Here is an 18559-nt window from a genome sequence, read left to right on the forward strand (position 1 = left end):
CCCGGGACGGGCCTGGATGCCACACTGGTCGCCATGTCGTCGTACCTGTTGTTGCGCAACCCGTCCGCCAACCGCGTCTACGCGGGTGAGGCCGCTGCCCTGACCGCCGCGGAGCTGGAGATCACCGCCCCGTTCGTCTCCGAGGTGCAGCAGGTGGAGCTGGCCGGGGTCGACTACCTCGGTTTCGTCGCGGACCCGCTCGGGCGCGACCGGCTCGCGACGATCGCCTCCCAGTCCGCGGCCTTCGCGTTGTTCCGCCGGGACGGCGACGCCCTGCACCCCGTCGCGCTGCCACGGGTCGACCTGCTGAACGACGACCTGGTCACCATCCCCAAGTACCAGGGCAAGACCAACGAGCAGTTCACCCGTCTCCTGCTCGGTGTCACCCTCGCCGCCTGCGACCGGCCCGCGCCGTACCGGGTGCTGGACCCGATGGCCGGCCGCGGCACCACCCTCTCCACCGCGCTCATCGCAGGGTGCGACGCCTTCGGGGTGGAGGCCGACGACAAGACCTTCGACGCGATGGCCGCGTTCTACAAGACCTACCTTCGACGGGGCCGCATCAAGCACAGCGCCGAGGTCACGCCGGTGCGTCGCGACGGCAAGCACATCGGGCGTCGCTTCGACGCACACATCACCGTCGGGAAGCGGGAACTCCTGGCGACGGTGTTCACCGGCGACGCCCGCACCTCGGGAGCGCTGTACGGGAAGAAACGTTTCGACGCGATCGTCACCGATGCCCCCTACGGGGTGGTCCATGGGGCCACGAGCGGTGGGAGACGGTCCCGCACCCCCGCGCACCTGCTGGCCGAGGCCATCCCGGTGTGGGCGGGGCAGCTGCACCCGGGTGGGGCGCTCGGGCTGAGCTGGAACACGCTGGGGCTGGCTCGCGAGGACCTGGCCCAGATGTTCATCGATGCCGGACTGGAGGTCCGGACCGGCGGTGCCTGGGAGCGGTTCGCGCACCGCGTCGACTCCTCGATCCGGCGTGACCTGATGGTCGCGGTGAGGCCTCGCCCGGAGTGAGTCCGGGGCGCGGGCAAGGTACCCCTTGCCTTACATCGCCGCCCAGCGTTATCATCGCTCCATGACGATGATGACGGGTGGTGAACGTGAACCTGACGTGGAGCTGACGGCTGCGCTGTTCCGCTGCCTGGCGGACCCCAACCGGCTGGCCATCGTCAAACATCTGATGCTGGCCCCGCACCGCGTCGCGGATCTCGTCGGACACCTCGGGCTGGCCCAGTCGACGGTGTCCGCCCATGTGCGCGGACTGCGTGACTCCGGGTTGCTGAGCGCCCGGGTGCGGGGACGGGCAACCTTCTACTCATTGGCGGAGCCGGAGCTGACCACGGAACTGCTGGCCGCCACCCAGTCACTGCTGGCGGCGACCGGGGAGATCGCCGTCGACTGCGGCCAGTGAGGCGTGACGATGAGCCACCACGGACACTCACACGGACACTCGCACGGCGCCACGAATCGTCAGCGGCTGGTCGCCGCGCTCGCCATCACCGGCAGCATCCTGGTGGTGGAGATCGTCGGCGCTCTCGTCACAGGGAGCCTGGCGCTCCTGGTGGATGCCGGACACATGCTGACCGACTCCATGGGGCTGGTCGTCGCCCTCATCGCAGCGACCCTGATGGCACGCCCCCCGTCGGACCGTCGCACCTGGGGGTGGCAACGCGCTGAGGTGCTCTCGGCGGCACTGCAGTCAGCCATCCTGCTGGTCGTCGGGTGCTACGCCGTCGTCGAGGGCATCGCCCGGCTCCTCGCCCCGCCCGAGGTGAGCCCCGGCGGACTGATCGTCATCGGCACGCTCGGGCTGCTGGGGAACCTGCTCGCCCTGCTGGTCCTGGCGGGTGGCCGGGATGCCAACCTCAACATGAGGGCCGCCTTCCTGGAGGTCCTCAACGATGCCCTCGGCTCGGTGGCGGTGATCGTCTCCGCCGTCGTCGTCGCCCTCACCGGATGGATGCGCGCCGACACCGTCGCAGGTCTGTTCGTCGCGGCACTGATCCTGCCCAGGGCCGTCCTGCTGCTGCGCCGCTCGACCACGATCCTGCTGGAGGAGACCCCTGCCGATCTCGACCTCACCGAGGTCCGGTCCCACATCATGACGCTGCCCCACGTCCAAGGGGTTCACGACCTCCACGCCTCGATGGTGTCCTCGGACCAGCCGGTCCTGACCGCGCACGTCGTGCTCGCCGAGGAGTGCTTCCGTGACGGCCATTCCCAGCAGATCCTCTCCCAGATCCAGGAGTGTCTGGAGCGGCACCACGAGATCAGCATCGAGCACTGCACCCTGCAGCTCGAGTCGAGGAGCATCGCTGATCAGCACCTGGACCGCCTCCACGCGTGAAGACCGCGACACGGTGAGGCGGCCCACCGAGGCAGGACCTCGTAGAGTTGCCCCATGAGACGACTCGTGCTGATGCGCCATGCGAAGACCGAGGGCAGCAACCCCGGTGGTGACCACGCCCGCGAGCTGCTGCCCCGCGGGGTGCAGGACGCGCAGGCCGCCGGGGTGACGCTGCGGGGGCTGGGGCTCCAGTACGCACTGGTCTCCACCGCCACCCGGACCCGCCAGACCTTCGCCGCCCTCGGACTGGACATCCCGGCTGAGTTCCTGGACTCGCTCTACCACGACGGCACCGAGACCATGCTCCGCCACATCAGCGAGACCGACCCCGCGGTCACGGGCCTGATCGTCGTGGGCCACGCCCCCACCATCCCCGGGCTCGCCGCGCAGCTGGGCCACGCGTCCAACCCCCGCGAGGCCGATGCGATGCAGTGCTGGTACCCCACCGCCACCTTCACCGAGTTCACCTTCGACGGCGACTGGGCCGACCTCGCCCCCTTCGAGCTGGGTCACGTCAGACTGGAACGCATCGAACGGCGCTGACGCGGAGGCTGCACGGCCTCACTGACCGCCGTCACCGCCACCCCACCCGTGGTCACCCGCCGTGGAACGGGAACTCGGCGAAGAGCTTCTCCGCGACCCCCCGGGTGCGCTGTGACAAGGGCGTGAACCCCTCCAGCTCCAGACGACGACGCGTCGGGGAACCACCGCTGCGCCAGGCCCCCACCACCTGACCCCCGACCACGACGCTGCGTCGGAACACTCCCCGGTTGCCCGGCACCAGGCGTTCGTGATCGTCCTCGGACATCGCGAACAACCGGTCCTGGTACCCCAGGATGAACTCGTCGAAGCCAGGCAGCAGCAGCGCCCTCGAGGCCGCCCGGCCCAACTCACGCACCTCGTCGGCGAGCCCCACCCGCTGGAACCGCTCGCCCTCGACCTCCTCGAACCGGTCCCTGACCAGCGTGAAGGCCCGCCTGATCTCGGTGATCGGCAGCTTCGACCACCACTGGAAGTCCCGCAGCGTGGCAGGCCCCCGGGAGGTGAGATGTCGACAGAGCAGTTCGGCGACGGCGGCCTCGCGGTCCCCGTTGAACCGGCCCTCGAGGTCTGAGCCGGGAGGCAGCCAGGTCTCACACAGCGCGACGTGCTGGTCGCCGTCGACGATCGGCCCGTGGCACAGCACCCCGGCCGAGATCAGGTTCACCAGCAGGTGGTAGCTCGCACCCTGCGCCTCGGACAGTCCGGCCGCCGCCCAGCTCTCACCCAACTCCGCGCGCGACCGCGGCCCGTCTGCCAGCAGCTCCCGGGCGATCTCCTCACTGCGCTGCCGGTGCTCCTCCGTCAGGCCGCGGGAGGCCAACAGCCGTGTCGACTGCCGCAGTCCCGGGCCGACGCACAACTCGGTGATCCAGGCAGCGTCACGAGCCGCCATCGCGAACACGGTGCCCCGCATCGGGTAGCCGCGCACGATCTCACCCCGCGCGAAGGCCGCGAGCACGTCGTCAATGCTGCCGGTGGTCCGAAGCGCCAGCGAGGCCAGCACCCCGGCCAGGTCCTGGCCCTGGTGTGCCCCGAAGGCCTCGGCCACCGCGGTCGGCGATGTCCAGGGCCGGGTGACCAGGCCCTGGGCGACGAGGCGGGTACGGCCCAGCCCCGGATCAGCCACGACTCACCGGGCCTCGAAGACGGCGTGGACCGTCACGGCCCGTCGGATGTCCTCGGGGCGTGCCTCGGGTGCGACGTCGGAGCGTTTCCTGAGCGACGCGGCCGCCACCGCCATCAGCGGTTCGCCCTTCATCCCCGGCGAGTCGCGCCAGTGGTCGGACAGCTCCCGGCAGGAGGTGACCTCGGCCCCGGAGGCGGCGGCCATGATCTCGGCCCGGCGCCTGGCCCTGTGCACGGCGTCGGTCAGCAGCTCGGTCTCCAGCCGCTCCTCGGTCTCAGGGGTGAGCTCCCAGCTGGTGCCCTCCAGCTCGACGCCCTCACGCTCCGCCCAGGCCAGGCAGAAGTCCGCCAACGCCTGGAGGTCGTGGAAGGTGATGGTGCCGCGTGCGCTGGCCGAGCACCGGGTGGTGCCGCCGCGTCGCCCCGTCGTCCAGGCGTGGACCTGCACCGGCTCGAGGCTCCAGGCGGTGATCGCCGACGGCTCCAGCGGGGTGAGGGCCTCCGCGAACTCGCGGCTGAGCACCCCGAGGGAACGCACCACCCGTTCCCGGTGCGTGCCCTCCACCTCCAGGTTGACGTGCAGCACCGCGACCTCAGGCGGCAGCTCCCGCTCCGCCTCACCCTCGACCCGAATCTCCATGCAACGATCCTACGGCCTGTCCCTGACACCCCGGCAGGAGGACGACTCGACCAGCAGAGGGAACGGACCCTCAGGTCCTCGGCTGGTTTGTCGACCCGACCATGAGACGACCACTGGATCCCTCGCCCAGCTCCTCCAGCGCGAGCCGGCCCACCATCTGCTGGTTGGTGGTGACCCGCTCCGAGCGACCCCGGGTGAGGAAGCTGATGAACCAGTGCAGCAGCGTCGAGAGCCGCTGCTTGAAGCCTGCGATGTAGAGCAGGTGCAGCAGCAGCCACGCCGCCCACGCCAGGAAACCGGTGATCTTCACCTTGCCGGCACTGACCACCGCCGAGAACCGCGAGATGGTGGCCATCGACCCCTTGTCCTTGTACCGGAACGGGGCGCTCGGCCGCTCCCCGATGATCTCGCCGCGGATGGTCCGGGCCACGTACCGCGCCCCCTGGATGGCTCCCTGCGCCACACCCGGCACCCCGTCGACCGCCGCGAGATCACCGACGACGAACACCTCCGGATGCCCCGGAAGGCTGAGATCCGGCAGCACCTTCACCCTGCCGGCGCGGTCCACCTCGGCCCCGGTCTGCTCCGCCAGCTGCCGACCCAGCGGATTCGCCTGGACCCCGGCCGCCCACACCTTGCACACCGACTCCAACCGCTCGACGGTCCCATCGGCCCGCTTCACGACGAGCCCCTTCGAGTCCACCTCGGTGACCATGGTGTCGGTCCACACCTCCACACCACGCTTCGTCAATGACCTCCTGGCCACGCCGCCCAGGTCCTCACCGAAGCTGGGCAGCACCCGCGGCCCGCCCTCGATGAGCACCACCCGCGCCTTGCGGGGGTCGATGCGTCGGAACTCCCCGACCAGCGTCTGGGAGGCCAGCTCCCGGATCTGTCCGGCCATCTCCACGCCGGTCGGTCCCGCCCCGACGACGGCGAAGGTGAGCAGCCTGGAGACGTCACTGCCCTCCGGTTCACCCTCGGCCAGCTCGAAGGCCCCGAAGATCCGGGCCCGGAGCTCCAGGGCGTCGTCGATGGACTTCATCCCGGGCGCGAACCGGGCGAACTGGTCGTTGCCGAAGTACGACTGCCCGGCCCCTGCCGCGACGATGAGATGGTCGTACCCGGTGACGTGGCCGCGGTTGTGGAACCGCCAGTGCACCTTCCGCTCGGCCACGTCGATGCGCTCCACCAGTCCCAGCTGCACCTGCACGTTGCGCTGCCTGCGCAGGATCTCCCGCGTGGACGGTGCGATCTCCCCCTCGCTGAGGATGCCGGTGGCCACCTGGTAGAGCAACGGCTGGAACAGGTGGTGGGTGGTGCGGGCGATGAGCGTGATCTCCACGTCCACGTTCCGCAACGCCTTGGCGGCGAACAACCCGCCGAAACCGGACCCGATTATGACAACATGGGGTTTGCGCATATCCCCTATCGTGCCATGCCGGAACCCCTGCTCAAACTCAAATCAGCTCCCTGGCGACGGCGGCCGCGACCTCCTCGCCGGAACGCACCGCACCCTCCATGTAGCCGTTGAACCTCACCGCGTACTCGGCACCCGCCCAGTGCAGGCACCCCTCGGGTGCCGCCAGCACCGGACCGTTGGAGGTCCAGATCCCGGGCGCGAAATGCGCACCGTGACAACCCCCCGTGTACTCCTCGGCGGTCCAGTCGCGCTCGACGTACTCGATGGCCTCGGCACCCTCGGGTCCGAACGCACTGATCGCCGAGTCGATGAAGGCCTGACGACGATCCGCCACCCCCCGGGTGGCCAGGGAGCCTGCCTCGACCCCCTCGAAGAAACCGAGCAGGTGCCCCCGCTCCGAATCCTGCCGAGTGGTGTCGAAGGTGACCCTGACCGCCCCCTCGTCCGAGCTCGACTGCCCGGACAGGCCCTTGTCGCGCCAGAACGGCCGGTCATAGATGAGGAAGGCCTTGATGACGTTCCCGGCAGCCACCTTCTCCGCGGCCTCGGCCCGCCACGAGGGCAGCGCCGGGTCATGCTCCAACGCGACGGCGAGTCTCGGCGGCAGCGTCGAGATCACCCGCCTGGCCGTGACGGTCTCCCCCGAGGCGAGGGTGAGTTCCGCCTCATCCTGGTGGCTCACCTTCACCACCGGCTGCCCGAGACGCACCACATCGCCCAGTTCCGCCGCGATCGCCTCGCACAGGGCCGCCACCCCGCCGTCGACGCGCTGCTGGTTGAGCCCACCGTTGGTGGCGAGCATCGACTCCAGGTCCGGCCCGGAGTTGACCTGTCTGAGCCCCTCCACCAGCGTCTCGGCCTCGGCCATCGGTCCGTACGCGGCGGCATAGACCTCCTCGAACCGTTCCTGGGCCCCTCCGGTGCGCAGATTCGTCCGCACCCAGCGCCTCAGGTCCTGCTGCAACCAGGCCTCGTTGGCCTCCACCCAGGCAGGATCCGCCGCCAACCGCTTCGCCAGACGACGCAGCCGGAGCAGACCCTGGCTGAGGTCGGCGACCTCGAACGGGGTGAGCTCCTTGCCGTCGGCCCTCGTGGGCACCGCCATCACGCGCCCGTGGACCCGAACCAGCAGGTTGCCCTCGGTGGGCAGGCCGATGGTCTTGAGACCGTAACGGTCAACCAGGTCGAGGAGCGCGTCGTGACCGGCCCCGATCCACTGCCCTCCCAGCTCGACGTAGGTGTCATCGGTCAGCGTGGCGTTCTCGACCCGTCCCCCGACGCGGTCCCTCGCCTCGAGGACCACCACGTCGAGCCCCCGATGTCTCAGGTCCCGCGCGGCGACCAGGCCGGCAAGGCCAGCACCGATGATGGCGCAGTCCAGCATCACCCCTCCTAGATCTGGCATGCAGATGTGCCTCATCAGAGTACAAGGCCCCTCCCGGGCCGTTGATGGCACCCCCGGGGTCAGCGGCCCTCGATCACCGCCTTGACCGCCTCGACCCGCGCCGGGATCTGCTGGACGTGACGCGGCAGGTCCTCGATGCCGATGAACCTCTCCGGTCTGGGCGGGGTGATCCCCACCGCCTCGGTGATGGTCTCCGCGAACTTCACCGGCAGCGCGGTCTCCATCACCACGACGGGCCCGGTGACCTGCCCGTCCGCCACCAGCCGACGGGCGACGTGCACGCCGTCGGCGGTGTGGGGGTCGATCAGCACCCGGTCCTGCTCCCACGTGGCGCGGATCTCCGCCACCCGGTCGGCGTGCCGGGACGAGCCGGAGACGAAACCGGAGGCGGTGCGATCCACCCCGGACAGGTCGAACCAGCCGTCGGTGGCCAGCCGTGTCCCGAACAGCTCCGCGACGGCGGTGCCGTCGCGTCCCAGCAGGTCGGCGACGAAGCGTTCGAAGTTCGAGGCCTTCGAGATGTCCATCGACGGTGAGCTCGTGGCGAGCGTCTCCGCCCCGGACCGGACCCGGTAGATCCCGGTGCGGAAGAACTCGTCCAGCACGTCGTTCTCGTTGGTGGCCAGCACCAGGTGCCGGATCGGCAGCCCCATCCGCCGGGCGATGTGCCCGGCAGCGATGTTGCCGAAGTTGCCCGACGGCACCGCGAAGCTGAGCGGTTCGCCGTCGACGATCCGCAACCAGGTGGCGAAGTAGTACACGATCTGCGCCATCAGCCTGGCCCAGTTGATGGAGTTGACCGCGCCGATGCGGTGCCGGGCCTTGAACTCGGCGTCCGCGTTGATCGCCTTGACCAGGTCCTGGCAGTCGTCGAAGACCCCCTCGACGGCCAGGTTGACGATGTTGTCCTCGTCGAGCCCGTACATCTGGGCCTGCTGGAACGGGGTCATCCGTCCCGCCGGGGACAGCATCACCACGCGCACCCCGTCGCGACCCTTCAGGGCGTGCTCCGCCGACGACCCGGTGTCCCCGGAGGTGGCGCCGAGGATGGTCAACGTCTCGCCACGACGCGCGAGCTCGTAGGGGAACAGCTCCCCCAGCAGCTGCATCGCCATGTCCTTGAACGCGGCGGTGGGACCGTTGCTGAGATGCGCCAGCCAGATTCCGTCGGAGAGTCGGCTCACGGGCACGACGGCGGGGTCGAGGTACTTCTCCGGCGCGTAGGCCCGCTCACAGATGCCACGCAGATCGGCCGCGGGGATGTCGTCGACGAACAGCGAGCACACCTCGAAGGCCAGCGCGGCGTAGCCGTCCTCGGCCAGCACCCGACGCCACCGCCCCAGGGTGGCGTCGTCGACCACCGGGTACGCGTCGGGCAGGTAGAGGCCACCGTCCGGGGCCAGTCCCTCCAGCAGGATGTCGCTGAAGCTGCGGGATTCACCGGTCGTGGAGCGGGTGGAGACGTATCGCACGTCGCAGACTCTACCCGTGGTCATTTCAGCATGTCGCGACGCTGGAAGAGCCACGAGGCGAGCAGTGCCAGCAGCCCGAGCACCAGCAGGCAGTAGGTCAGGCCGCCCCAGTAGGTGGTCGCTGAATCGTGGATCACCATGAAGGGATCATCGATCTCCGCGGAATCCGACAGGTCAGCACCGATCGGGTAGCTGCCGAAGATCACCGCACTGATGTAGCGGTGGGGCAGGATCGCATCCGGGAGGAGCGAGTAACCGAACGGGGCGAAGAGGATCAACGGGCCGTAGAGCACCAGGGCGCAGGCGATAAGTCCCTTCCACGAGGAGGAGAAGATGACGGCGAGCAGCGCACACAACGCACCGGCCAGCATCGCCGCGGTGAGGTATCGCACGAACTGCAGGCCCGGGCTGCCGTTGATGCCGATCGCCGTGACCCCCTGCAACCACATGTACGACAGCATGTCCATCATCACCCCGAGCCCCAGGCCGAGCAGGCTGAGCGCACCCGCCGCGAGGGTCCCCACCAGCACCTTCGACCACAGCACCTGCTGGCGTGCCGGGGTGAAGGTGAGCTGCGTGCTGATCCCGCCGGAGGAGAACTGGGAGCCGATGTACAAGGAGACGAACACCGACACCACGCCGAGCATGAAGATGGCGAGCCCGAGCGTCGTCGCCTGCACCTGGTCCGAGAACGGCACCACCGTCCGCAGGTAGTCCTCGACGACGGGTCCAGAATTCTCCTGGAGCATCTCACAGGCCCACCGCTCACCTGCATCACAGGCCTCCTCGTGGTTGAGCATCTGGGACCGCCAGTTCTCCAGCTCGACCTCATGGGTCTCGTGGGCCAGCTCCCAGTCGCTCTGGTTCAGCTCGGCGCTCACGTGCGAGGCGGAGATGCCCGTCAGGCACCCCAGTGCTGCCGTGATGACCGCGAACCCGACGAAGACCCGGCTGCTCACCAGACGCAGCAGCTCGGAACGGATGATGTTGATCATCACGCGGCCGACCTCCCCTGCGTCGCGGACAGGTGCTCGCCCTCGGTGAGGCTGAGGAACACCGACTCCAGGCTGGCCTGGCTGAGGCTGAGGTGCGACGGCCAGAGGTCGGCCTGTCCCAGCACCCTGGCCACGTCCTGGGCCGCGATGGCGCCGTCGCGGGTGACGTGGAGCCGCCCGGAGACCAGCTCGCAGTCGTATCCGGCCTGCCGCAGCACCTCGTGGGCGAAGGCCGTCTCCTCGACCTCCACGACGACGTGGGGCTGGCCGAAGCCGAGCAGCACGTCGAGGTCCCCCTCGGCCAGGACCCGGCCTCGCCCGATGATGGACACCGAGTTCGCCACCTGTTCGATCTCGCTGAGCAGGTGACTGGAGACCAGGACGGTGCGGCCCTGCTCGGCCAGCGCCCGCATCGTCGTGCGGATCTCCTGGATCCCGGCGGGGTCGAGGCCGTTGGTCGGTTCGTCGAAGATGAGGATGTCCGGGCGTTTCAGCAGGGTGGCGGCGATGGCGACGCGCTGCTTCATGCCGAGCGAGCAGGCCTTGAAGAGGGTGTCGGTGCGGCCACCGAGGCCGACCTCCAGCAGCACCTCGGTGACGCGGCTGAGCGGGCTGCCGGTGGCCAGGGCCAGGATCTCCAGGTTGCGCTGGATGGTGAGGTTGCCCACCAGATGGGGGGACTCGACGACGGCCCCGACCCGGTCGATCACGGCGGGGAGCTGGTGGGGCACCTGGTGGTCGAGGATGAACATGCGGCCCTGGTCGGCACGCAGCAGTCCGAGCAGCATCCGGATGGTGGTGGTCTTGCCGGAGCCGTTGGGGCCGAGCAGCCCGTGGACCCCGCCGATGGGCACGTGGAGGTTGAGGTCGGACAGCGCCTGGGTGCGGCGGAAGCGTTTGCTGACGCCGCGCAGCTCGATGGCCCAGTTGGCGGGGAGGTCCTTCCAGTACTGGGTCATGGATCGCACCCTATCCGGCGAGAGGGCATCAGCGGGTCGGCCCGGGGTCGCCGATGCCTCAGACCGTGGTCCTCCGGTTGAGCCACCACGCGACGGCGAGGGTGACGGCGAGCCCCGGCAGGACGTCGAGGGCGCCCTGGAGCGGACCGAGGAGGGTGAGGGCCACGACGGCGATCACGGCGCCCTGCTGTGGGATCCGCAGCGGCCGGATGCAGCAGATGAGGAAGGGCACCACCCACAGGAGGTACCAGGGCTGGACGGCGGGACCCGCCACGACGAAGGCCAGCAGACAGCCGAACAGCAGCGGCCACGGCTGGCCGGGGTCGCCGGGGCGGGGACCCCACCGTCGGATCAGCCACCCCCAGGCGACCAGGACCGCGACCCAGGCCAGGGCGGAGATCACCGGGAGGGCGGTCCCGCCGGGCGCGAGCCACGAGGAGACCTGTGCCACCCAGGACCACGGGGACGAGTTCATCGCGGCGAGGGGACTGCCCGCGGTGGCGTTGGCCCAACCGAACCCGAATCCGCTGACGAGCGAGACGGTGACGAACACGGCCCCGGCGACGGCCCCGGCGACGGCCCCGGCGGCCGCGGCGCGCAGCGCGATCATCGGCCAGCTGCGCGGGATGCTCGGGGCCAGGGCGAGGGCGACCACACCTGGTCCGGCTGCGGCCCCGGACTGCTTGACCAGCATCGCGACACCGACGACGGCCCCACCGAGCAGCAGCCCCGACCAGCTGCCGCGCAGTGCCGCGACCACGGCCCAGGCGATGAGGGCGGCCAGGACGGCGTCGTTGTGGACCCCTCCGACGCCCTGGACGAGGAACAGTGGGCAGGCGGCCCCCAGCCACACCGTCGAGGTGGCGGGGATCCCCAGATGGCCAGCGATGCGTCGGAGTGCCTCGGCCAGGGCCCACAGCGCCAGCAGCGTGATGATGCGCAGCCACAGCACACCGGCCCCGGGGTGGCCGAGGCCGAGCCAGTGGGCGGCCGCGAACAGCCACAGTGAGCCGGGTGGGTACACGGAGGTGGTCGTGGCCCAGTGGTGGCCGACGGGCAGGCCGGGCAGCTCGGTGGTGGCCAGCGGGGTGGTGTAGGGGTCGAGGCCGGAGGTGACCATCCGGCCCTGGGCCAGGTAGGCGGCGACGTCCTGGCTGAACAGGGGCGGGGCCAGCAGCAGCGGCGCCGCCCACGCGACGGCGACGGGCAGGGGGTGTCGGAACTGCGGGCCGAGCCGCCACCAGCACAGCAGCAGCACCGCGACGCAACCGGTCATGAGCAGCTGCACCCCCCGGGAGGCCCAGGGTGCCTCGGGGGTGATGAGCCAGCCGAGGCCGCTGAGCGCAGCACTGGCCCCGACCCCGACCCAGATCAGTCGATCCGGCGGCAGGGTCGCCAGGTGGAGCCCTCCCGGAACACGAACAGCTGCCATCGAGGTCACCCTATCGGCCGCCCGGGGAGCGGGGGTGCCGGAACCGGTTCCGGGGTCACGGCAGGTCACTGGACCCGCACCGTCCGATCGGCCGGAGTGGGCCTACCATGGTGGCCCAGGAGAGCGAGAGTGGGAGCAGCATGAAGGCCTTCATCCGAGTCGTCAAGGACATCGCACTGATGCTCACGCGCATCGTCATGGGTGTGGTGATGGTGGCCCACGGCTGGCACCGCTGGCAGAACGAGGGGGTGAGCGCCGAGGCCGCCCTGCTGGAGTCACTCGGCCTGCCCAACCCCGGACTCATCATCTGGTTGGTGATCGGTTTCGAGGTGATCGGCGGCATCCTGCTCATCTTCGGTCTGGCCACACCACTGGTCGGGTTGGGGCTGATGGTGCTCAACATCACCATCATCGTCCTGGTCCGCAGTGAGCACTTCTACGCCCACGACGACGGCTGGGAGTACAACGCGGTGATGGCCGTCGTCGGGCTGATGCTCCTGGCCCACGGCTCCGGCCGGGCCGGTCTGGACAACCTGTTCATCCAGCCCCGCGACGACGAGCCCGAGCAGGAGGAGCAGGAGGAGACCGCGACGATGATCGCGGAGCACCCCACCCCCTGACCGACTCACAGGGAACTCACAGCTGATTCATGGTCAAGGACCACCCGATGGTGACACAGTGGTCCCATGGCATCCGTTCCTCCCGCCCCGCTGGCCCGTCCCGACGGCACCCCCCTGCGCATCCTCACCGTCGATGACGAACCGAGCCTGACCGAGCTGCTGGCGATGGCCATGCGCTACGAGGGCTGGGACGTCCACACCGCCGCGAGCGGCACCGAGGCCGTCAAGGTGGCGCGCGAGACCAACCCCGACGCCATCGTGCTGGACATGATGCTGCCCGACTTCGACGGCCTCGAGGTGATGCGGCGCATCCGCACCGAGCAGCCGGAGGTGCCCGTGATCTTCCTCACCGCGAAGGACGGGGTGAGCGACCGGATCGCCGGACTGACCGCGGGTGGCGACGACTACGTCACCAAACCCTTCTCCCTCGAGGAGGTCATCGCGCGGTTGAGGGGGCTGCTGCGTCGTTCCGGGGCGACGACCGTCCAGCCCGACACGCAGCTCGTCGTCGGAGACCTCATCCTCGACGAGGAGTCCCGTGAGGTGACACGCGCCGGGGAGGGCATCACCCTCACCGCCACCGAGTTCGAACTCCTGCGCTACCTCATGCGCAACCCCCGCCGGGTGCTGTCGAAGGCCCAGATCCTGGACCGGGTGTGGAACTACGACTTCGGCGGGCAGGCGAACGTCGTCGAGCTCTACATCTCCTACCTGCGCAAGAAGATCGACGCGGGCAGGGAGCCGATGATCCACACCATGCGTGGCGCCGGGTACGTGCTGAGACCTGCGGGGTCGTGATGCAGGCCGGGTCGCTGTCCGCGCAGCTGCGCCGTCACGTCACCGTCGTGGTGGCCGTCCTGGCGCTGCTCATCTCCGTCGGCACCCTCGTCGCGGCCAGGAGCCTGCTCTACGGGCAGGTCGACGCCCAGCTCGACAACGCGAAGGTGTTGCAGCGTCGCGGTCCGGCGGAGCCGAGGGACAACCACGCTCCCGGGATCGCGGTCCCGGGCATGCCTCCCGGCACCGTCGTCGCGATCCGGGCCGACGACGGCACGGCGCTCGGCACCCGCATCGCGGAGGGGTCCTACGAGCCGTTGACGGCGGAGGCCTACCTCTCCCTCGTCACCATCGCACCGGATGGTGGGAACCACACCGTCACGGTGCCCGGGATGGGCCAGTACCGGGTGAGTTCCCGCATGGGCAGCGGGGAGCGCGTGGTGGTGGCGGTGCCGCTGGAGGTCGTCGATGCGACGCTGCTGCGGCTGACCCTGCTGGCGGCGGGGCTCGGCGTGGTCTCCGTCGTCATCGCGGCGGTCGCGACGCGGGCCGTCGCCGATGCCGCGACCCGGCCGCTCCGGGCCCTGAGCTGCACCGCCCATGCCGTCTCCCGCCTGGAGCTGGGGCGTGGCGAGGTGCAGGTCCCGACCCCCGTCCCCTCCCCCGACCTGGCGCCCGGTCACGAGGTGGCGCGGTTGACGGACTCGTTCAACCGGATGCTCGGCAACGTCCGCAGCGCCCTGGAGGCCCGGCAGGCCTCGGAGACCAAACTGCGCCGGTTCGTCGCCGACGCCTCCCACGAGCTGCGCAACCCGCTGGCCGCGATCCGGGGCTACTCGGAGCTGGCGGGACGCCCCGGGGAGCAGGACACGTCGTTCGCGCTGGGACGCATCGACGCGGAGTCCAGACGCCTGACGAAACTCGTGGAGGATCTGCTGCTGCTGGCGCGGCTCGACGCCGACGCCCCCGTCGAGCCGCAGCCGGTGGATGTCGTCGCGGTGGTGCTGGACGCGGTGAGCGACGCCCGGGTCGCCGGCCCCGACCACGTCTGGCGGCTGGAGCTGCCCGAGGAGGGCGTCGAGGTCTCGGCCGATGCGGATCGGCTGCACCAGGTGGTGCTCAACCTGTTGTCGAACGCCCGGATCCACACCCCGGCGGGCACGACGGTGACCACCGGCGTGGCGGTGCGGGACGAGGCCGTGCACCTGGTGGTCGCCGACGACGGTCCGGGCATCGCCCCCGAGGTGCTGCCCCACATCTTCGAACGGTTCAGCCGGGCCGACACCGCCCGGGCCCACTCACCGGCCCGGTCGACGGGGTTGGGGTTGTCCATCGTGCAGGCGGTGGTGCGCAGTTTCGGCGGGGAGGTGGAGGTCGAGTCCCGGCCGGGGCGCACCGCGTTCACGGTGCGGCTGCCGTTGGTCCCGCTGAGCGGCGTCCTCTCGACGCCCTCGGCCCCCCTGCCTACCCCGCCCCAGGCATGAATCGCCCCTCCGCCCCCCTGAACGGCGGTTCGTGCCCACGTGATCGGGGTCTATGCTCAGCCCCATGGACATCTCCCGCGAACAGCTCGCCCATCTCATCGACCACACCCTGCTGCGCACCGACGCGACCCCGGCCGAGGTCTCGGCGCTCGTCGCCGAGGCCCGCGAGCTGGGGACGTACTCGGTGTGCGTGTCACCGTCGATGCTGCCGATCACCGACGACCTGGGTGAGGTGAAGGTCGCCACCGTGTGCGGGTTCCCCTCCGGCAACCACACCCCGGCCGCGAAGGCCGCGGAGGCCGCCGAGTCGTCGCGGCTGGGCGCCGATGAGATCGACATGGTGATCAACATCGGGCTGCTCAAGGCCGGGCAGCCGGAGCGGGTCCGCGAGGAGATCGCCGCGGTGCGGGAGGCCACGACGGGGGTGCTGAAGGTCATCGTCGAGTCGGCGGCACTCACCGACGACGAGCTCGTCGCCGCGTGTCAGGCTGCCGAGGAGGCGGGGGCGGACTTCGTGAAGACCTCCACGGGGTTCCACCCCAAGGGTGGCGCGACGGTGCACGCGGTGAGGCTGATGGCGCAGACCGTCGGCGGCCGCCTGGGGGTCAAGGCCTCCGGCGGCATCCGTGACTGGGCGACGGCGCAGGCGATGGTCGAGGCCGGGGCGACCCGTCTGGGTCTGTCCGCCAGCCGTGCGATCCTCGAGGGCGCCCCCGCCGAGGGCGACCACTGAGTCCTCAGCGGCGGCGACGGCGTCCGGTGCCGAACAGGCCCCGGATGATCTCCCGGGTCGCGGTGCGCACGAACTGCATGAGTCCGCGCCGGGCCACCTGCCCGACGGCCTTCCCGGCCTCCCGCGCCACGGAGTTGCCGACCCCACCGGAGCGGGTCGACGGCCCCGACGAGGCGCGGCTGTCCTGCTTCGTCGTCGCGGCCTCGGCCTCAGCGGCGAGTCGTTCCTCCTCGGCGGCCCTGGCCCCCTCCTCCAGCTTCCGGGCGAGCATCTCGTAGGCCGAGTCGCGATCCACGGGTGTGCCGTAGCGTTCCATCAGCGGTGAGGCGGCCACGGCGGCCTGCAGCTGCTCGGTGGGGGTGGGATCCATGAGCGTCTCCGGGGCCCACAGCCGGGTCCAGGCGACGGGGGTGGGGGCACCCTTCGGGTTCATCACGGTGACGATGGCCTCGCCGATGCCGAGCCCCTGCAGCACCTCCTCCAGGTCGTAGCCGGACTTCGGGTAGGTGGAGACGGTCTGCTTGAGCGCCTTCGCGTCGTTGGGGGTGTGGGCGCGCAGCTGGTGCTGCACGCGGGACCCGAGCTGCGCCAGCACCTCCTCGGGCACGTCCTTCGGGGTCTGGGTGACGAAGAACACCCCCACGCCCTTGGAACGGATCAGCCGGACGGTCTGCGTGATCGAGTCCATGAAGGCCTTCGACGCCCCGTTGAACAGCAGGTGCGCCTCGTCGAAGAAGAACACCAGCTTCGGCTTGTCGGCGTCCCCGACCTCGGGCAGCGACGAGTACAGGTCGGCCAGCAGCCACATCAGGAAGGTGGAGAACATCGCCGGGCGCGACGCCAGGTCAGGCAGTTCCAGCAGCGTCACCACGCCCTGACCGTCGGCGGTGGTGCGCAGCAGCTCGGTCGGCTCGAACTCGGGCTCCCCGAAGAACACGTCCCCGCCCTGCTCCGACAGGGTGACGAGGTTGCGCAGGATCACCCCGACGGTGGCCGCGGAGACCCCGCCGATCTCCTTCAGTTCCTCCTTGCCCTCGTCGGAGGTGAGGAACTTCAGGACCGCGACGAGGTCCTTCAGGTCGAGCAGGGGCAGCCCCTTCTTGTCGGCGTAGTAGAACACCAGTCCCAGCGACGACTCCTGGACATCGCCCAGACCCAGCACCTTCGACAGCAGGATGGGCCCGAAGGAGCTGACCGTGGCGCGGACGGGCACACCGTTGCCCTGGCCGCCGAGGGCCAGGAATTCGCACGGCCGGGCCTGTGGGGTCCACGGCTGGCCCTGTGCCTCGACGCGGGCGCGCAGCTTCTCGCTCTCCACCCCGGGGGAGGCCATGCCGGACAGGTCGCCCTTGATGTCGGCGGCGAAGACCGGCACCCCGGCCTTGCTGAGGGCCTCGGCCATGAGTTGCAGCGTCTTGGTCTTGCCGGTGCCGGTGGCCCCGGCGACGAGTCCGTGCCGGTTGAACATCGCCAACGGGATGCGGATGGGGGCGTCCACGCGCGGCTCGTCGCTGAGGAGCACTCCCAGCTGCACGGCCTCGGCGTCGAATCCGTATCCGCTCTGGATGGTTGCCACAAGTTCTTCACTCACAGGTACAAGACTGCCATCTTCCTCGCGGGAACCGGCACGAATCGCGAACGCTCGACGGTTCGCCGTCGGCAGGGGACGGTTCAGCTGCGGGCGACGGTGCCGGAGCCTGCCACGCTCGCTACACTGGCCGGGTGATCTTCAAGCGCGTCGGCGACTCCCGCCCCTACCCGGACCATGGGTACGCCCAGCGGCAGTGGGCCGCGATCGCACCCCACCAGGTGCGGTTGGACGAACTGGTGACCACGAAACGCACCCTGGACCTGGACGCACTGCTGGAGGAGGACTCCACCTTCTACGGCGATCTGTTCGCCCACGTCGTGTCGTGGCAGGGTGAGCTGTACCTGGAGGACGGCCTCCACCGTGCGCTGCGCGCTGCGTTGCAGCAACGCCAGACCATGCATGCCCGAGTGCTCGAACTGGACTGAGCCTGAACCGAGTGAGACAACGTTGCGCATCTTCCGCCTGATCGCCACCCCGTTCCTTCTGCTCGGCCTGCTCGCCCTGCTGGTGTGGGGCGCGTTCTGGGGGTGGCGCAACCTCACAGCACCCCTGCCGGAGCCGGAGCCGACGCCGTGCGTGACCCACACCACCGAACTCCTCACCCCGAACCAGGTGACGGTGCGGGTCATCAACGGGGGGCAGACGGTCGGTCTGGCCAACCGCATCGGTGAGGCCCTGATCGAGGCCGGTTTCCGGGTGGACAAGATCAGCAACACCGAGGAGCGGATCGACAAGGTCGTCATCATCCGCAGCGGCAGCAACAACGCGGACGCCGCCACGCTGGTCGGCAGCCATTTCAACGACGCCGTGATCGAGAACGACGCCCGCATCGACGGCACCGTCGACATCCTGGTGGGCAACAACTTCCCCGGCCAGGCCGCCTCACCACTGACCGAGGTCCCGGTGAGCGCGGGCACGATCTGTCTGGCCCCGTCGCCGTCCCCGACGGACCTGCCCTCCGGACCGGCGCCTGAGGCCACGCAGAGCTGACCCCCTCCGGA

Annotated in this window: 19 protein-coding genes; 10 read left to right on the top strand and 9 right to left on the bottom strand. The window is 70.1% G+C overall.

Annotated elements, in window-relative coordinates; genetic code table 11:
- Positions 1 to 33 precede the first annotated feature (33 nt).
- The 4 genes from EII34_RS09720 (at position 34) to EII34_RS09735 (ending at position 2902) form a co-directional block, all read left to right on the top strand.
- Positions 34 to 1026: a TRM11 family SAM-dependent methyltransferase gene (locus tag EII34_RS09720; protein ID WP_124844965.1), complete on the top strand. Its 993-nt coding sequence runs from the start codon at positions 34 to 36 to the stop codon at positions 1024 to 1026.
- Between the two features lie 61 nt (positions 1027 to 1087).
- A complete protein-coding gene (locus EII34_RS09725; RefSeq protein ID WP_221620262.1) occupies positions 1088 to 1423 on the top strand; it encodes an ArsR/SmtB family transcription factor in 336 nt (111 codons plus the stop codon).
- A gap of 9 nt (positions 1424 to 1432) precedes the next feature.
- Positions 1433 to 2359, top strand: coding sequence for a cation diffusion facilitator family transporter (locus tag EII34_RS09730; RefSeq protein ID WP_124844966.1), 927 nt, complete (start codon positions 1433 to 1435; stop codon positions 2357 to 2359).
- Between the two features lie 54 nt (positions 2360 to 2413).
- The gene (locus tag EII34_RS09735) at positions 2414 to 2902 is read left to right on the top strand and encodes a SixA phosphatase family protein (protein WP_124844967.1); all 489 of its coding nucleotides are present in this window, start codon (positions 2414 to 2416) and stop codon (positions 2900 to 2902) included.
- 52 nt (positions 2903 to 2954) lie between these two features.
- On the opposite strand, the gene EII34_RS09740 is transcribed toward EII34_RS09735, so the two are convergent.
- The 8 genes from EII34_RS09740 to mptB form a co-directional block, all read right to left on the bottom strand.
- A complete protein-coding gene (locus EII34_RS09740) occupies positions 2955 to 4028 on the bottom strand; it encodes a winged helix DNA-binding domain-containing protein (RefSeq protein WP_124844968.1) in 1074 nt (357 codons plus the stop codon).
- Between the two features lie 3 nt (positions 4029 to 4031).
- Positions 4032 to 4667, bottom strand: a complete 636-nt coding sequence (locus EII34_RS09745) for an SIMPL domain-containing protein (protein WP_124844969.1) — start codon at positions 4665 to 4667, stop codon at positions 4032 to 4034.
- 70 nt (positions 4668 to 4737) lie between these two features.
- Positions 4738 to 6090, bottom strand: a complete 1353-nt coding sequence (locus EII34_RS09750; RefSeq protein WP_124844970.1) for an NAD(P)/FAD-dependent oxidoreductase — start codon at positions 6088 to 6090, stop codon at positions 4738 to 4740.
- Positions 6091 to 6127: 37 nt separating this feature from the next.
- A complete protein-coding gene (locus EII34_RS09755) occupies positions 6128 to 7474 on the bottom strand; it encodes a flavin monoamine oxidase family protein (RefSeq protein ID WP_124845008.1) in 1347 nt (448 codons plus the stop codon).
- Between the two features lie 80 nt (positions 7475 to 7554).
- Entirely contained in the window at positions 7555 to 8967 is a 1413-nt protein-coding gene (gene thrC / locus EII34_RS09760; protein ID WP_124844971.1) for a threonine synthase, read from the bottom strand.
- Positions 8968 to 8987: 20 nt separating this feature from the next.
- Positions 8988 to 9965, bottom strand: a complete 978-nt coding sequence (locus EII34_RS09765) for a hypothetical protein (protein WP_124844972.1) — start codon at positions 9963 to 9965, stop codon at positions 8988 to 8990.
- Entirely contained in the window at positions 9962 to 10921 is a 960-nt protein-coding gene (locus EII34_RS09770) for an ABC transporter ATP-binding protein (protein ID WP_124844973.1), read from the bottom strand. The genes EII34_RS09765 and EII34_RS09770 overlap by 4 nt, the downstream gene beginning before the upstream one ends.
- 58 nt (positions 10922 to 10979) lie before the next feature.
- Positions 10980 to 12353 (bottom strand): polyprenol phosphomannose-dependent alpha 1,6 mannosyltransferase MptB, encoded by a 1374-nt coding sequence (mptB, locus tag EII34_RS09775; RefSeq protein ID WP_124844974.1) that lies wholly within the window; start codon positions 12351 to 12353, stop codon positions 10980 to 10982.
- 140 nt (positions 12354 to 12493) lie between these two features.
- On the opposite strand from mptB, the gene EII34_RS09780 reads away from it, so the two are divergent.
- From EII34_RS09780 to deoC, 4 genes are all read left to right on the top strand, one after another.
- Complete coding sequence (locus tag EII34_RS09780; protein WP_185711276.1) at positions 12494 to 12973, top strand: DoxX family protein; 480 nt, start codon at positions 12494 to 12496, stop codon at positions 12971 to 12973.
- A gap of 66 nt (positions 12974 to 13039) precedes the next feature.
- Entirely contained in the window at positions 13040 to 13771 is a 732-nt protein-coding gene (locus tag EII34_RS09785) for a response regulator transcription factor (RefSeq protein WP_124844976.1), read from the top strand.
- A complete protein-coding gene (locus EII34_RS09790) occupies positions 13771 to 15234 on the top strand; it encodes a HAMP domain-containing sensor histidine kinase (protein ID WP_124844977.1) in 1464 nt (487 codons plus the stop codon). Before EII34_RS09785 ends, EII34_RS09790 begins: the two co-directional genes overlap by 1 nt.
- Before the next feature lie 52 nt (positions 15235 to 15286).
- On the top strand, positions 15287 to 15967 hold the full coding sequence (gene deoC, locus EII34_RS09795) for a deoxyribose-phosphate aldolase (RefSeq protein ID WP_185711277.1): 681 nt from the start codon (positions 15287 to 15289) through the stop codon (positions 15965 to 15967).
- A gap of 4 nt (positions 15968 to 15971) precedes the next feature.
- On the opposite strand, the gene EII34_RS09800 is transcribed toward deoC, so the two are convergent.
- Positions 15972 to 17558: a helicase HerA-like domain-containing protein gene (locus tag EII34_RS09800; RefSeq protein WP_124844979.1), complete on the bottom strand. Its 1587-nt coding sequence runs from the start codon at positions 17556 to 17558 to the stop codon at positions 15972 to 15974.
- A gap of 131 nt (positions 17559 to 17689) precedes the next feature.
- On the opposite strand from EII34_RS09800, the gene EII34_RS09805 reads away from it, so the two are divergent.
- Both EII34_RS09805 and EII34_RS09810 read left to right on the top strand, forming a co-directional pair.
- Positions 17690 to 17983: a type II toxin-antitoxin system VapB family antitoxin gene (locus EII34_RS09805; RefSeq protein WP_124844980.1), complete on the top strand. Its 294-nt coding sequence runs from the start codon at positions 17690 to 17692 to the stop codon at positions 17981 to 17983.
- Positions 17984 to 18005: 22 nt separating this feature from the next.
- The gene (locus EII34_RS09810) at positions 18006 to 18548 is read left to right on the top strand and encodes a LytR C-terminal domain-containing protein (RefSeq protein ID WP_185711278.1); all 543 of its coding nucleotides are present in this window, start codon (positions 18006 to 18008) and stop codon (positions 18546 to 18548) included.
- The last annotated feature ends 11 nt before the right edge of the window (positions 18549 to 18559 follow it).

It is taken from the genome of Arachnia propionica, from assembly GCF_003859805.1.
Taxonomy (GTDB): domain Bacteria; phylum Actinomycetota; class Actinomycetes; order Propionibacteriales; family Propionibacteriaceae; genus Arachnia; species Arachnia propionica_C.

What these genes read in the sequence shown, in the direction of transcription:
- EII34_RS09785 (WP_124844976.1), top strand. Translation starts at nt 13,040, where the DNA reads ATGGCATCCGTTCCTCCCGCCCCGCTGGCCCGTCCCGACGGCACCCCC.
- EII34_RS09750 (WP_124844970.1), bottom strand. Translation starts at nt 6,090, where the DNA reads ATGCGCAAACCCCATGTTGTCATAATCGGGTCCGGTTTCGGCGGGTTG.
- EII34_RS09725 (WP_221620262.1), top strand. Translation starts at nt 1,088, where the DNA reads ATGACGATGATGACGGGTGGTGAACGTGAACCTGACGTGGAGCTGACG.
- EII34_RS09755 (WP_124845008.1), bottom strand. Translation starts at nt 7,474, where the DNA reads ATGCTGGACTGCGCCATCATCGGTGCTGGCCTTGCCGGCCTGGTCGCC.
- EII34_RS09735 (WP_124844967.1), top strand. Translation starts at nt 2,414, where the DNA reads ATGAGACGACTCGTGCTGATGCGCCATGCGAAGACCGAGGGCAGCAAC.
- mptB (WP_124844974.1), bottom strand. Translation starts at nt 12,353, where the DNA reads ATGGCAGCTGTTCGTGTTCCGGGAGGGCTCCACCTGGCGACCCTGCCG.
- EII34_RS09790 (WP_124844977.1), top strand. Translation starts at nt 13,771, where the DNA reads ATGCAGGCCGGGTCGCTGTCCGCGCAGCTGCGCCGTCACGTCACCGTC.
- EII34_RS09720 (WP_124844965.1), top strand. Translation starts at nt 34, where the DNA reads ATGTCGTCGTACCTGTTGTTGCGCAACCCGTCCGCCAACCGCGTCTAC.
- deoC (WP_185711277.1), top strand. Translation starts at nt 15,287, where the DNA reads ATGCTCAGCCCCATGGACATCTCCCGCGAACAGCTCGCCCATCTCATC.
- EII34_RS09770 (WP_124844973.1), bottom strand. Translation starts at nt 10,921, where the DNA reads ATGACCCAGTACTGGAAGGACCTCCCCGCCAACTGGGCCATCGAGCTG.
- EII34_RS09780 (WP_185711276.1), top strand. Translation starts at nt 12,494, where the DNA reads ATGAAGGCCTTCATCCGAGTCGTCAAGGACATCGCACTGATGCTCACG.
- EII34_RS09745 (WP_124844969.1), bottom strand. Translation starts at nt 4,667, where the DNA reads ATGGAGATTCGGGTCGAGGGTGAGGCGGAGCGGGAGCTGCCGCCTGAG.
- EII34_RS09730 (WP_124844966.1), top strand. Translation starts at nt 1,433, where the DNA reads ATGAGCCACCACGGACACTCACACGGACACTCGCACGGCGCCACGAAT.